The following is a 13,046-nucleotide window of genomic DNA, read 5'->3' on the forward strand; positions in this document are numbered from 1 at the left end:
GAAGTGTTCTCCCTGGTTCGGTGCGAGCACCGGCGGGCGGGGAGTGACCGCTCGTCGGTGGCAGGGTGAGGAACTGTCCGCGCGAACGATTTGCACGTTAGACGAGGTATAACCGGAATACCATTGCCATTATTGCCACTGAGACGTTGGCACCAATCCCCGTTCAAACGAAGGACGGACCGGGGCCTACGCCCCGGTCCGTCCGTTGTGGACTATCAGCTAGTGCGCCATCTCGGCGGCCAGCCGCTCGTCGCCGCTCTGCGTCTTCAGCGGCTTCTCCTTGATGAACAGCACCGCCACCAGCGCGGCCGCCGCGAACGGCGCGCCGATCAGGAACAGCTCGGCCGTGGCCGACGCGTAGATGTCGGCGACCACCGCGCGCACCGGCTCCGGCAGGGTGGCCAGGTCCGGCACCTCGCTGGTGCCGCCGCCCGCGGCAGCCGGGCCGAAGCGCTCGGTCATCTGCCTGGTCACCGAGTTCGCCAGCACCGCGCCCAGCGCGCTCACGCCCACCGCGCCGCCGAGGCTGCGGAAGAACGTCAGCGTCGAGGTGGTCGTGCCCAGGTCCTTCGCTGGCACGTCGTTCTGCGCGGCCACCACCAGGTTCTGCATCAGCAGGCCGACGCCGATGCCCAGCACCGCCATGTGGACGGAGACGACCAGGACGCTCGTCGCCGCGGTGATCGTCGACAGCAGCACCATGCCCGCCACCATCACCGCGCCGCCGGAGACGAGGTAGACCTTCCACTTGCCGTAGCGGGTGATGAGCTGCCCGGCGACCGTGGACGACACCAGCAGGCCGAGGATCATCGGCAGGCTCATCATGCCCGCCTCGGTCGGCGTCTTGCCCAGCGCGATCTGGAAGTACTGCGACAGGAACACCGTCCCGCCGAACATCGCCACGCCGACCAGCGTGCTCGCCAGCGTGGTGAGCGTGACCGTGCGGTTGCGGAAGATCGTCAGCGGCACGATCGGGTCGGTCGCCCGCGACTCCACCCACACCGCCAGCGCCAGCAGCACCACGCCGACCGAGACCAGCAGCGCGGTCCAGCCCGACGCCCACGGGAACTGGTTGCCCGCCAGCGTCGACCACACCAGCAGCGTCGACACGCCGCCGACGATGAGCGCCGCACCAAGGTAGTCGATCTTGACCTGCTTGCGCACGACCGGCAGGTGCAGCGTGCGCTGGAGCAGCACGATCGAGGCCAGCGTGAACGGCACGCCGATCAGGAAGCACCAGCGCCAGCCCAGCCAGGAGGTGTCGACGATGACGCCGCCGATCAGCGGACCGGCGATCGTGCCGACGCCGAACACCGCGCCGAAGATGCCCGCGTAGCGGCCCAGCTCGCGCGGCGGGATCATCGCCGCCATCACGATGGTGGCCAGCGCCGTCATGCCGCCCGCGCCCAGGCCCTGCGCGATGCGGCTGGCGATGAGCACCTCGACGTTGGGCGCGAGCCCGGCGATGAGCGAGCCGACCACGAACAGGCCCAGCGACAGCTGGATGAGCAGCTTGCGGCTGTAGAGGTCGGCGAGCTTGCCCCACAGCGGGACGGTGGCGGTCATGGCCAGCAGCTCGGTGGTGACGATCCAGGTGTAGACCGACTGCGAGCCGTTGAGGTCGGCGACGATGCGCGGCAGCGCGTTGGCCACGATCGTCGAGGCGAGGATCGCCATGAACATGCCGAGCATCAGCCCGGACATGGCCTGGAGGATGTCCCGCCGCGAGGTGGGCGCGCTCGATGGCGGGTCTTGCGTGATGGACATGGGCGTCCTCGGGTGTGGTGTCGACTGGGGATCAGCGCGGATCGGGCAGGCCCGTCGCGAGCAGGTGGAAGGACTCGTCGAGCAGCTCGCCCAGCGCGGGCGGCTCCGGCAGCGTCGACCAGCGGGTCAGCGCCACCCGGAAGGCAGCGCCCGCGGCGGCGGCGAGCAGCAGGGGATAGGTGTCGGTCACGGCCTGGCCGGTGCGCTCGGCGATGCCTGCCACGATCTGCCGCTCCGCCTCCGCCCCGCCCGCGAACGCCTTGGCCATCAGTTCCGGGTGCCGTTCGAGCACCGCGATGTGCAGCGTCCACAGCTTGTGGTCGCTGGCCAGCTCGGTGATCTCGGCCTGCAGCGCCAGCCGCAGGGCCTCGACCGCGCCGAGGTGCGCGGGCGCGTCGGCGATGCCCGCCCTGATCCGCGCCCCCGACTCCGGGTCGGGGCCGACCAGGGCGTCCTCCTTGGTGGCGAAGTAGTTGAAGAACGTGCGCGGGGCGACGTCGGCCCGCCGCGCGATGTCCTCCACCGTCACGTGGTCGACGCCCCGCTCGTGGACCAGCTCCAACGCCGCGCGGACCAGCGCGGATCGCGTCTGGCGCTTCTTGCGGTCGCGGAGGCTCACGGCGTCCAGGGTAGCCGGAAAAAGTGCGCGTTGTGCAAGTTTGCAGTGACTGCGCATGCTGTGAGATAGGCCATTCGGTTGCTATCGGTGGTTTAGACCAACTCCTACTGTGGTCCAGACCATAGGAGAGGAGAGGCATGTCCCGAGGCAGATGGGCAGCGGGCGCGGTGGCCGTCGCGCTGCTCGCGACCGCGTTCGCCGCCGCACCCGCGCAGGCGCACCGCAAGGACGGCGACCGCGTGGTCGGGTACTACACCCAGTGGAGCGGCTACGGCCGCAACTTCCTGATCAGCGACCTGGTGAAGAACGGCACCGCCCAGCGGCTGACGCACCTCAACTACGCGTTCGGCTTCCTCGACGAGCAGGGCCGCTGCGTCAGCGCCGACCCGTGGGCGGACTACCAGCGGCCGTTCACCGCCGAGCAGAGCGTCAACGGGAAGGAGGACGTCGCCGGGCAGCCGCTGGCGGGCAACCTCAACCAGCTGCGCCAGCTCAAGCAGCGCTACCCGAGGCTGCGGGTGCTCATCTCGCTGGGCGGCTGGACCGGCTCGAAGTACTTCTCCAACGCCGCCCTCACGCCCGAGTCCCGCGCCGAGCACGTGCGCTCCTGCATCGACATGTGGATCAAGGGCAACCTGCCGGGCGCGGCCCCGGGCGCGGCGGCGGGCATCTTCGACGGCATCGACCTGGACTGGGAGTGGCCCGGCAGCGAGGCCGCGCCCGGCAACGTCGTGCGGCCCGAGGACAAGGCGAACTTCACCCTGCTGGTCCGCGAGTACCGCGCCCAGCTCGGCAAGCGCGCCGACCTGACCGCCTTCCTGCCTGCCAACCCGGGCATGGTCGAGCGCGGGTTCGAGGTGCGGAAGGTGTTCAAGGAGCTGACCTTCGCCACCATCCAGGGCTACGACTACCACGGCTCGTGGGAGTCGGTGACCAACCAGCAGTCGGCGCTGCGCACCCCGCGCGGCGGCCCGACGGACCCGGACTTCAGCGGCCAGGTCGCCATCGGCGCCTACCTCGACCGCGGCGCGCCCCGGCACAAGCTGGTGCTCGGCGTGCCGTTCTTCAGCCGAGGCTGGACGGGCGTCTCCGGCGGCGGCGACGGGCTGTTCCAGCCCGCCACCGGCCCGGCCCCGGCGACCTGGGAGGCGGGCTACGAGGACTACAAGGTGCTGAAGACCAAGCTGGACGGGTTCACCGTCCACCGCGACAACCGGGCGGGACACGCCTGGCTGTTCGACGGCACCACCTTCTGGACCTGGGACGACCCGGTCGAGATGCGGCGCAAGGCCCGCTTCATCACCGACAACCGCCTCGGCGGGGCGATGATCTGGTCCCTCGACGGCGACACCGCCGACGGCGAGCTGATCCGCGCCCTCCACAGCGGCCTGCGCTGCTGAGTGGAACCAACCCCCGGCCCGCGGTGTAGATAGGGGCGAGACACACACCGGACAGGGAGCGGATCGGATCGACGACTCGGAAGCCGTGGCCAGGGTGCGCGCCGGGGACGTGGGCGCGTACGCCGCACTCGTGCGCGCCCACACCGCCCCCGCCCTCCGCGCCGCCCTCCTCTTCGGCGCGGGAGCGGACGCGGAGGACGTCGTGCAGGAATCCCTGGTCAAGGCCTACCGGGCCCTGCCGACCTTCCGCGCAGACGCCCCCTTCCGCCCCTGGCTGCTGCGCATCGTCGCCAACGAGACCCGCAACGCCGTGCGCTCGCGCCGCAGACGGGGGATGACCGAGGCCGCGGCGGCCGAGCCGGACCTCCCGGCCGACCCCGCGGCCTCGGCCGCCGCCCGCGCCCGCCGCCGAGAACTCCTGACCGCCGTCGCCGCCCTACCCGAGCGGTACCGCCAGGTGGTCACCTGCCGCTACCTCCTCGACCTCGACGAACGCGAGACGGCGACCGTCCTCGGCCTCCCCCGGGGCACGGTCAAGTCCCGCCTCTCCCGCGCCCTGCGCACCCTGCGGTCGACCCTGTCGGAGACCGCCCATGTCTAACCCGCTTACGGCGACCCAGCCTCGGAAGCCCACTGGACCAACCCGCGCGGGGAGCGTAGGGGCCGCACGGACTGGTCGGCCCCTGCGTCCGCCCGCGCAGTCTGGCCGCCGGGGACGCGCCTTGCGTGCGCCGGACCGGACGCCGCACCGCCATCCGGCCCCTTCCAGCCTCCGTGTGTCGGAGGCGACTGATCCGCTGGAAGTCGGGCTGTGTGAGCTAGTCCCTGGCTCCGATCCTCTCCCGCCCGCGCCGCTGTCCGCGCAGGTCGGCCTCCGTGCCGGGGAGGTGGTCGTGGCTGATCGGTTGGAAGTCGGGCTGTGTGAGCCGGGTTGGTCCCCGGCCCCGATCCCTCCCGCCCGCGCAGGCCAGCCTCCGCGCCCAGGAGGTGGCCGTGACTGATCCGCTGGAAGTCGAGCTCCGCGAGCTGGGCCGGTCCCTGGACGCCCCGGTGCCCCCCGGCCTCCCCGCCGCCGTGATGGCGCGCGTCTCCGCCGAGCCCACCCGCCCCCGCCTCCACACCTGGTTGAGCAAGCGCTGGCGGGCACTCGTCGGCGGCCTGACCGCCGTCGTCCTCGTCGGTGCCCTCACCCCGCCCGTGCGCGCGGCCGTCGCCGAGTGGCTCGGGTTAGGGGCCGTCCAGGTCCGCACCGGCACCGGCGCCCCACCCTCGTCCGCCCCGCCGCCCCCGACCGCCACCGGGACGTCCCTCGCCGACGCCCGCGAGAAGGCCGCCTTCCCCGTCGCCGTCCCCGCCCGCCTGGGCGAACCGGACTCCGCCGAGGTCTCGCCGGACGGTCAGGTCGTCTCCCTCTCCTGGCACGACGGCGCCATCCGCCTCGACCAGGTCGCAGGCGCCCTCGCCCCGTACTACATCAAGACAGTCCACGCTCAAGTCCACATCACCACCGTGCGCGGCGGTGAGGCGCTGTGGTTGGCGACGCCGCACGAACTCGTCGTCGCGGGCCCCGGCGGTGAGCGCACCGAGCCGCCGCGGCTGGCCGGGGCCACGCTGATCTGGCAGTCCGACGGCGTCACCCTCCGCCTGGAGGCTGACCTCACCCTCGACGAGGCCCGCGCGATCGCCGAGTCCTGACCGGGAACCTCCCCCGCCCGCGCGGTGTATCCCCGGCAGACAACCAGGAGGTCCCCATGCGTTCGCTCGTCCTGATGTTCCTCGTCGCCGTCGGCTTGGCGGTCGGCGCCGGTCCGGCCGCCGCGGGCGGGCCGACCAGCGTCCTGCTCGCCTCGCCGTGGGAGAGCCGCGCCACCGCCCTCTACCACGACGACACCGAGTACACCCTGCTCCAGTCCATCCTCGACGACGGAGAGACCACCGAAGCGTCCACCGACGACGGCCCCTACGTCACCGTCACCTGGCTCGTGCACGACGTCCACATCTGGCGGACCGACCGCATCGTGCTCGGCGCCGGGGTCGTCGAGACCACGCTGCTCATGGGCGGGACCGACGAGCCCAAGCCGGTATGGCGCAAGCTCAAGCAGCCCGACCGGCTCACCACGCTGCTGCGCGACCTCGGCTTCACCGGCGCCGCCGAGTCCCCCGCGACGACCACCGAGGTCGCCGTGGTCCCCGCGGCCCAGCAGGCGCCGGTTCCCGTCGTGACGGAACCCGACGCCCGCTGGGAGTGGGGGATCGGCGGCGTCCTGCTGGGCGCGCTGGCCACCGGCCTCGTGGTCCGCGCGCGGACGGTCAGGGCAGGGCGTTGAGGAACGGCTCGTGGCTGTTCTGGAACTCCCAGCCGTAGTAGCGGTCCCAGTTGATCGACCACGTCATCAGCCCGCGGATCGCCGGTGACGCCCCGCCCCGCAGCGTGTAGCCGCCGCAGTTCTGGTTGCGCGCCAGGCAGTTCAGCGCCTGGTGCACGGCGGCGGGCGCGGTGTGCCCGTTGCCCGCGCTGACCGCGGCGGGCACGCCGAAGGCGATCTGGTCCTCGCGCAGGCCGGGGAAGCGGTGCCCGGTGCTGGCCACCGTGAACCCGGCCTTGACCATGTCGGTCATGGCGATGTGGAAGTCCGCGCCGCCCATGGTGTGGTACTGGTTGTCCAGCCCCATGACCGGCCCGGAGTTGTAGTCCTGCACGTGCAGCACGGTCAGCGCGTCGCGCATCGCGTGGATGACCGGCAGGTACGACCCGGTGCGGTTGTCGCCGCCGCCCGCGCCGCCGTAGAACTGGTAGCCGACCTGGACGAAGAACGTCTCCGGCGCCATCGTCAGGATGAACCGGCTGCCGTAGCGGGCCTTCAGGCTCTTCAGCGCGGAGATCAGGTTGACGATGACCGGTGTGGTGGGGTTGCGGAAGTCGGTGTCGCCGCGGTTGAGGTACAGCGAGTGGCCCTCGAAGTCGATGTCCAGCCCGTCGAGGCCGTAGCGGTCGATGATGGCCGACACCGAGCTGACGAACCGGTCCCGCGCGGCGGTCGTGGTCAGCTGGACCTGGCCGTTCTGGCCGCCGATCGAGATGAGGACCTTCTTGCCCTTGGCCTGCTTCGCCCGGACAGCGGCGATGAACTCGGCCTCGCTCTCCACGTTCGGGCACTCGGCGACCGGGCACAGGCTGAACCGGATGTCGCCGGAGGTCACGCTGGTCGGCTCGCCGAAGGCGAGGTTGATGATGTCCCACGCGTCCGGCACGTCGGCCATGCGCACGTACCCGGAGCCGTTGGCGAAACTGGTGTGCAGGTAGCCGATGAGCGCGTGCCTGGGCAGTCCGCTGTCGACGCATCCCGTCGTGGTCGCGCTCGCCTCGGGGCTGCGCGCGGACTCGCCGTTGGCGTTGTAGGCGGTGACGGTGAACGTGTGCGTCTCGCAGGACCCGAGGCCGGTGACGGTGGCCGAGGTCCCGCTCGTGGTCGCGCGCAGCGTCGTGCCCTCGTACACGCGGTAGCCCGTCGCGTCGGTCACGGCGGGCCAGGACAGGGCGATCGAGTCGCCGGTGACGGCGCCGGTGGTGGGCCTGGCGGGCGCGGCGGGCACGCCGGGCTCGGGGCCGCCGCCGGGGCCGTCGAAGCTGACGTCGTCGGCGTAGTAGGTGCCCGAGCCGTACCAACCGTGCAGGTACAGCTGGGCGGTGGTCTGGTTCGCGCCGGTCGTGAAGCTGACCGACAGCCGGGTGTACGCGGTCGCGCCCGTCCAGGTCGACGGGCCGCCGGTCACGCCGAGGTAGACCGGGTTCCCGCGCACCCAGGCCGACACCTCGTACGTCGTGTTCGGCACGACCGAGACGGTCTGGGTGCAGCGGGCGTTGTCCGACGCGGTGGCGTTGCCCGCCAGCGCGTGGCTCCCGGTCCGCGCCGCGGTGGCCACCGACGCGGACGTGCAACTCCACCCGGTCAGGTTCCCGGCCTCGAACCCGGGATTGACCAGCAGATTGGCGGCGTTCGCCGAACCGGTGGCGGCGGCGAGCCCGCCCGCGGTGAGCGCCAACACCGCGGCGACCGCGATGCCCCGGCGGCGAACGAGGACGTGGTTCATCGACGACCTCCTCCAGCGGCGCGCAGGGAAGCGCCGCCTTCGGATATTGTCTAGACCAATTACCGCGTCTTGTCCATACCGAGCAGGTCCCGCCACCCGGGGATGTCGGCGTCGGTCCACTCGGCGACGACCTGCGCGGGGAAGCTCAGCGGCGGGGCCGTCCTCGGGTCGTCCCTGGCCCGGTCGACGATGGCCTGGCTGATCGCCGTGCCCAGGTCCAGCCACGGCAACAGCTCCTCGACCTCCGCCCGCATGTCGTGAGAGATTTCGTTGAGCCGCAACACATCCGCCCCCGTCCCGGCCTGCACCAACGCGACCTCCGGCCGCATCCGACCGGGGATCCCCGGGCTCGTGTGCAGCGCGATCGCCTGCCACACCACCTCAGCGGTGCTCTCGTCGACCCCCCGCCCCCGCAGGAACTCCCGCGCCGCGTCCGCCCCGTCAACCTCGAACCGCTGCCCTGTGGACACCGTCAACCCGACGTCGTGCAACACGCATCCGATGAACAGCACCTCCAGATCGACCTCCACGTCCCGCCCGATCTCCCGCGCGTACACGAAGGTCCTGACGACGTGGTTGAACAGGTAATCCGGATGGGTGCTCTTCGCCAAATCCCAAGCGGCCCGCGCCAGTTCGGTGTCCGGCAACCGCAACTCCTCGTACATACCCCCATCGTCGCCCCCACCCGCCCGCCGAACGAGAGTCCCAAACGCCCCTCACCGCTAAGATTCGGTCATGCACCGAGTAGCCGTCCTCGCCACGGACGGGGTGGTCGGCTTCGAGCTGGGCATCCCCACCCTGGTCTTCGCCACCGCCATCCACCTGATCGGCGCCCCCCGCTATTCGGTCCGCATCTGCACCCCGAACCCCACCACCCCGGCCGTCGCCACACCCCACGCGCCCTCGCCCGACTCGAACGCACCCCACGCAGCCTTCGCCCACGCGATCTCAACCAGCCCGGCGGCACCCCTCGAGGCTCCACCCCACGCGAACCCGCCCGACCCGAACGCACTCCACGGCGCCCCACCCCACGCGAACTCGTCCCACCCGAACGCACTCCAGGGCACCTCCGCGACCTCGCCCCACCCGGGCAACCCCCACCCGACCCCAGCGCACGGGACCCCACCCCACACGGCCGGACCCCACCCGAACCCACCCCGCACCGCCACGGCCGAGGCGGGCCGCTACGCCATCCACGCCACCTGCGACCTCGACGACCTCGCCGCCGCAGACACCCTGATCCTCCCCGCCCGCGCGGGTTTCGCCGACGAGCCGCCCCCGGGCGTCCTCGACGCCATCCGTGCCGCCGCCGCCCGCGGCGCGCGCATCGCCTCCATCTGTACCGGCGCGTTCGACCTGGCCCGCACCGGCCTCCTCGACGGCAAGCGCGCCACCACCCACTGGCGCTTCGCCGACGAGCTCGCCCGCCGCCACCCCGCGATCACCGTCGACCCCGCCGTCCTCTACGTCGACGAGGGCGAGATCCTCACCTCCGCGGGCGCCGCGGCGGGCATCGACCTGTGCCTGCACCTGGTCCGCCGCGATCACGGCGCGGCGTTCGCCGCCGAGGTGGCGCGGGCGATCGTCGCCCCACCCCAGCGCGACGGCGGGCAGGCGCAGTACCTGCGCCACCCCGACCCGGCCGACCCCGACCGCTCGCTGCGCCCGACGCTGGACTGGTTGCGCGCCAACCTCGCCGCGCCCGTCACCGTCCCCGCGATCGCGCGGCACGCCGGGCTGAGCCCGCGCGCGCTGACCCGGCGGTTCCAAGCCGAGGTCGGCGCGCCGCCGTTGCGGTGGCTGCTGCGCGAGCGGGTGCGGCGGGCGCAGCATCTGCTGGAGACCACCGACCTCGCCGTCGACCGGGTCGCCGCGGAGTCCGGGTTCGCCACGGCGGTCACCCTTCGGCACCACTTCACCCGCGTCGTCGGGACGTCTCCCCAGTCGTACCGGCGCACGTTCCGGGCGTAGGCGGCGCGTCGGCCCGCGGCAGGCTGTTTTTTCCGGCCTAACGTAAAGGATCTTGAAATCGTTCCGCCGAACAGACCAAATCAGACACCGGGTTTGTTCACCCGAAGAGAACAACGAAACTGGTCTGTTCGGCCTACTCTAGCGCTTCGCGGCGGGCCTTCGCGCGCCGCTTTCCCTCATGCATCGCCTGCACTCGCGCGACGGGGATCGTGTGGCCTTCCTCGATGAGGTCGGCGGGCAGCGTTTGGCGTGCGGGCATGGCTTCCGCCCACGGGTCGCCGCTGATCAGCTTCGGGACGGTGTGGATGGTGAAGTCCGCGGGCGACACGGAGTCCAGATCGGACCATGCCACCGGGAACGACACCGGCGTCCCCGGCCGCAGCCGCGGGCTGTACGCCGACACGACCGTCACCCCGCCCGACCGCGTCGCGTCGAGGAACACTTTGCCTTCGCGGTCCTCGCGGATGAACGCGGTCGTCGCCAACGCCGGGTCCACGCGCTCGGCCCGCGCGGCGATCGCGCGCGTGGCGGCGGCGACGTCATCGATCTCGTGCTTCTCGATGGGCACGAACACGTGCACGCCCTTGGCGCCGCTGGTCTTGACCGTGCCCTCCAGACCCGAGTCCGCCAACGCCTGGCGGACCAGCCGGGCGGCAGCGACGACGGTCGAGAACCCCGCGCCCTCCGGCGGGTCGAGGTCGATGCAGATGTGCGTCTGGTCCCAGGTTCCCGCGTAGGTCAACGTCGTGTGGTACTCGATCGCGCGCTGGTTGGCGAACCACAGCAACGTCTTGCGGTCGTCGCAGACGGCGTAGGAGATCTCCCGTTTGGACGCCTCCGCCCACACCTTGACCGTCTTGACGTAGTCCGGGGTGTACTTGGGGACGTTCTTCTGCATGAACGGCCCCTGTCCACGCAGCACGCGCACCACTGACAGCGGCCGATCGCTCAGCACGGGGATGATCCGCTCGCGCATGGCGTCCACGTAGTCGACGAGGTCCCGCTTCGTCGCGCCCGCGCCGTCGAACAGGGCCTGGTCGAGATTGGTCAGCGGGACACCGTCCCGCTCCTCGCCGCTCATGCGCCCACCCTGCCCACGATGCCCGACGCGGTCAACTCCGTCGCAGCCGTACCGCGAGCACCGCGGCCGCGAGGATCCCGAACGCGATTCGGGTGACGTCGACGGCGGGCACCCACCGCGCGTCACCGTCGCGCACGACGAACGCGCCCACCGGCCTGCTGGTCAGGCCCAATCCGTGCCCGGTCAGCGGCCCCTCCTGACCGCCGCCGCCACCGCCGGTCACCGCGGCGGCGCGCAGCACGGTCACCCCGTCGCGCTCGTACGGCTCCGCCCAGACCAGCTCCACGCCTCCATGCTGGCCGATCGACCAGACCGGTGGACACCGCCGCCGTGCCCTGCCGGAAAACCGGTAGCCACCGTAAGTAATCATGGAGGCATGAGTGCGACAGTGGTGGCCAAGGGACTGGCCGCCGGACACGGCGACCGCCTCCTGTTCACCGACCTCGACCTCGTGGTCGCGCCGGGCGACGTCGTCGGTCTGGTCGGCGTCAACGGGGCGGGCAAGTCGACCCTGTTGCGCACGCTCGCCGGGCTGCAGCCCGCCGAGGAGGGCGTCGTCACCCTCAGCCCGACGAGCGCGACCGTCGGCTACCTGCCGCAGGAGCCGGACCGCCGCCCGGGTGAGACGGTCCGCGCCTTCCTGGCGCGCCGCACCGGTGTCGCCGACGCGCAGGCCGCCATGGACGCCGCGGCCGAACGCCTCGCCACCAGCGCCCCCGGCTCCGATGACGAGTACGCGCTCGCCCTGGACCGCTGGCTGGCCCTCGGCGGCGCGGACTTCGACGAGCGCGCCGAGGAGATCGCCGCCGATCTGCGGCTCGACCAGGAGATGGTGTCGCTGTCCGGCGGTCAGGCCGCACGCGCCGGTCTGGCGTCCCTGCTGCTCAGCCGCTACGACGTCATGCTGCTCGACGAGCCCACCAACGATCTCGACCTCGCGGGCCTGGAGCGGCTGGAGCGGTTCATCGAGGGGCTGCGGTCGGCGACCGTGCTGGTCAGCCACGACCGCGAGTTCCTCGCCCGCACCGTCACCCGCGTCGTGGAGCTGGACCTGCACCAGAACCAGGTCGCCGAGTACGGCGGCGGCTACTCCGCCTACCTGGAGGAACGCGAGCGGGCCCGGCGCCACGCGCGCGAGGAGTACGAGGAGTACGCCGAGACGCGGGCCGGTCTGGAGGCCCGCGCGCGGCTGCAGCGCAACTGGATGGAGAAGGGCGTCCGCAACGCCCGGCGCAAGGCGACCGACAACGACAAGTTCGTCCGCAAGTTCCGCGCGGAGACCTCGGAGAAGCAGGCCGCCAAGGCCCGCCAGACCGAGCGCGCGATCGAGCGGCTGGAGGTCGTCGAGGAGCCGCGCAAGGAGTGGGAGCTGCGGATGACCATCGCGTCCGCGCCGCGGCCGGGCGCGGTGGTCGCGGCGGTGCGCGAGGCCGTGGTGCGCCGGGGCGGGTTCACCCTCGGGCCGGTCTCGCTGGAGATCGGCTGGGCCGACCGGGTGGCGATCACCGGGGCCAACGGGTCGGGCAAGTCGACGCTGCTGGGAGCCCTGCTCGGACGCGTCGAACTGGACGCGGGGGAGTCCTACGTGGGTCCCGGGGTGCGCGTCGGCGAGGTCGACCAGGCGCGCGCCCGGTTCTTCGGCGAGGAACTGCTGGTCGACGCGTTCGGCCGCGAGGTGCCGGACTGGCCGACGGCCGAGGTGCGGACCCTGCTCGCCAAGTTCGGGCTGACGGCGGACCACGTGCTGCGGCCTGCGACCACGCTGTCGCCGGGGGAGCGGACCCGCGCGGGCCTGGCCCTGCTGCAGGCGCGCGGCATCAACCTGCTCGTGCTCGACGAGCCGACCAACCACCTCGACCTGCCCGCGATCGAGCAGTTGGAGTCGGCGCTGGCGGAGTTCCCGGGCACCCTGCTGCTGGTCACGCACGACCGGCGCATGCTCGACGCGGTCCACGTGACCCGCAGGGTCGAGGTCAGCGACGGCCGCGTCACCGAACTGTGAATACCAGTCGGACGGCGGTTGTGATCACTCTTTCGGCCTAGCGTCGAAACTTTCCCTGTCGCTTTCCGTCAATGACGTTTAGTGGGTTGACGGCATTCTCTGAAACCGGCGTGC

The 13,046-nt window shown here is 71.9% G+C and carries 12 protein-coding genes; 6 read left to right on the forward strand and 6 right to left on the reverse strand.

Going from position 1 to position 13,046, the window contains the following annotated elements:
* Positions 1-219: 219 nt before the first annotated feature.
* Positions 220-1,767, reverse strand: coding sequence for an MDR family MFS transporter (locus Actkin_RS12845; RefSeq protein ID WP_189212843.1), 1,548 nt, complete (start codon positions 1,765-1,767; stop codon positions 220-222).
* 31 nt (positions 1,768-1,798) lie between these two features.
* Positions 1,799-2,386, reverse strand: coding sequence for a TetR/AcrR family transcriptional regulator (locus Actkin_RS12850; protein ID WP_258907348.1), 588 nt, complete (start codon positions 2,384-2,386; stop codon positions 1,799-1,801).
* A 137-nt stretch (positions 2,387-2,523) separates the two neighbouring features.
* Here Actkin_RS12850 and Actkin_RS12855 point away from each other — a divergent pair, with 137 nt between their 5' ends.
* From Actkin_RS12855 to Actkin_RS12870, 4 genes are all read left to right on the forward strand, one after another.
* Positions 2,524-3,786: a glycoside hydrolase family 18 protein gene (locus tag Actkin_RS12855; protein WP_258907349.1), complete on the forward strand. Its 1,263-nt coding sequence runs from the start codon at positions 2,524-2,526 to the stop codon at positions 3,784-3,786.
* Positions 3,787-3,871: 85 nt separating this feature from the next.
* Complete coding sequence (locus tag Actkin_RS12860; RefSeq protein ID WP_229787309.1) at positions 3,872-4,387, forward strand: RNA polymerase sigma factor; 516 nt, start codon at positions 3,872-3,874, stop codon at positions 4,385-4,387.
* A gap of 392 nt (positions 4,388-4,779) precedes the next feature.
* A complete protein-coding gene (locus Actkin_RS32590) occupies positions 4,780-5,481 on the forward strand; it encodes a hypothetical protein (protein ID WP_189212846.1) in 702 nt (233 codons plus the stop codon).
* A gap of 56 nt (positions 5,482-5,537) precedes the next feature.
* Positions 5,538-6,113, forward strand: a complete 576-nt coding sequence (locus Actkin_RS12870; RefSeq protein ID WP_258907350.1) for a hypothetical protein — start codon at positions 5,538-5,540, stop codon at positions 6,111-6,113.
* On the opposite strand, the gene Actkin_RS12875 is transcribed toward Actkin_RS12870, so the two are convergent.
* The gene (locus tag Actkin_RS12875) at positions 6,097-7,878 is read right to left on the reverse strand and encodes a chitinase (protein WP_258907351.1); all 1,782 of its coding nucleotides are present in this window, start codon (positions 7,876-7,878) and stop codon (positions 6,097-6,099) included. The genes Actkin_RS12870 and Actkin_RS12875 overlap by 17 nt on opposite strands.
* A 59-nt stretch (positions 7,879-7,937) precedes the next feature.
* Positions 7,938-8,543, reverse strand: coding sequence for an HD domain-containing protein (locus tag Actkin_RS12880; RefSeq protein ID WP_258907352.1), 606 nt, complete (start codon positions 8,541-8,543; stop codon positions 7,938-7,940).
* Positions 8,544-8,613: 70 nt separating this feature from the next.
* Between Actkin_RS12880 and Actkin_RS32595 the strand changes: the two genes are divergently transcribed.
* Positions 8,614-9,849: a GlxA family transcriptional regulator gene (locus Actkin_RS32595; protein ID WP_309569131.1), complete on the forward strand. Its 1,236-nt coding sequence runs from the start codon at positions 8,614-8,616 to the stop codon at positions 9,847-9,849.
* Positions 9,850-9,982: 133 nt separating this feature from the next.
* Here the strand turns inward: Actkin_RS32595 and Actkin_RS12890 are convergent, their stop codons facing one another.
* Together Actkin_RS12890 and Actkin_RS12895 are read right to left on the reverse strand one after the other, a co-directional pair.
* On the reverse strand, positions 9,983-10,930 hold the full coding sequence (locus Actkin_RS12890) for a DNA polymerase domain-containing protein (RefSeq protein WP_189212850.1): 948 nt from the start codon (positions 10,928-10,930) through the stop codon (positions 9,983-9,985).
* Positions 10,931-10,961: 31 nt separating this feature from the next.
* A complete protein-coding gene (locus Actkin_RS12895) occupies positions 10,962-11,216 on the reverse strand; it encodes a hypothetical protein (RefSeq protein ID WP_229787311.1) in 255 nt (84 codons plus the stop codon).
* A 90-nt stretch (positions 11,217-11,306) separates the two neighbouring features.
* On the opposite strand from Actkin_RS12895, the gene Actkin_RS12900 reads away from it, so the two are divergent.
* Positions 11,307-12,932, forward strand: a complete 1,626-nt coding sequence (locus Actkin_RS12900; protein ID WP_189212851.1) for an ABC-F family ATP-binding cassette domain-containing protein — start codon at positions 11,307-11,309, stop codon at positions 12,930-12,932.
* Positions 12,933-13,046 lie beyond the last annotated feature (114 nt).

It is taken from the genome of Actinokineospora sp. UTMC 2448 (assembly GCF_024760565.1).
Classification (GTDB): Bacteria; Actinomycetota; Actinomycetes; order Mycobacteriales; family Pseudonocardiaceae; genus Actinokineospora; species Actinokineospora fastidiosa.

Excerpts from the sequence above, each read along its gene's own strand:
- Actkin_RS12880 (WP_258907352.1), bottom strand. The coding sequence starts at position 8,543 with ATGTACGAGGAGTTGCGGTTGCCGGACACCGAACTGGCGCGGGCCGCT.
- Actkin_RS12870 (WP_258907350.1), top strand. The coding sequence starts at position 5,538 with ATGCGTTCGCTCGTCCTGATGTTCCTCGTCGCCGTCGGCTTGGCGGTC.
- Actkin_RS12855 (WP_258907349.1), top strand. The coding sequence starts at position 2,524 with ATGTCCCGAGGCAGATGGGCAGCGGGCGCGGTGGCCGTCGCGCTGCTC.
- Actkin_RS32595 (WP_309569131.1), top strand. The coding sequence starts at position 8,614 with ATGCACCGAGTAGCCGTCCTCGCCACGGACGGGGTGGTCGGCTTCGAG.
- Actkin_RS12900 (WP_189212851.1), top strand. The coding sequence starts at position 11,307 with ATGAGTGCGACAGTGGTGGCCAAGGGACTGGCCGCCGGACACGGCGAC.
- Actkin_RS12845 (WP_189212843.1), bottom strand. The coding sequence starts at position 1,767 with ATGTCCATCACGCAAGACCCGCCATCGAGCGCGCCCACCTCGCGGCGG.
- Actkin_RS12875 (WP_258907351.1), bottom strand. The coding sequence starts at position 7,878 with ATGAACCACGTCCTCGTTCGCCGCCGGGGCATCGCGGTCGCCGCGGTG.
- Actkin_RS12890 (WP_189212850.1), bottom strand. The coding sequence starts at position 10,930 with ATGAGCGGCGAGGAGCGGGACGGTGTCCCGCTGACCAATCTCGACCAG.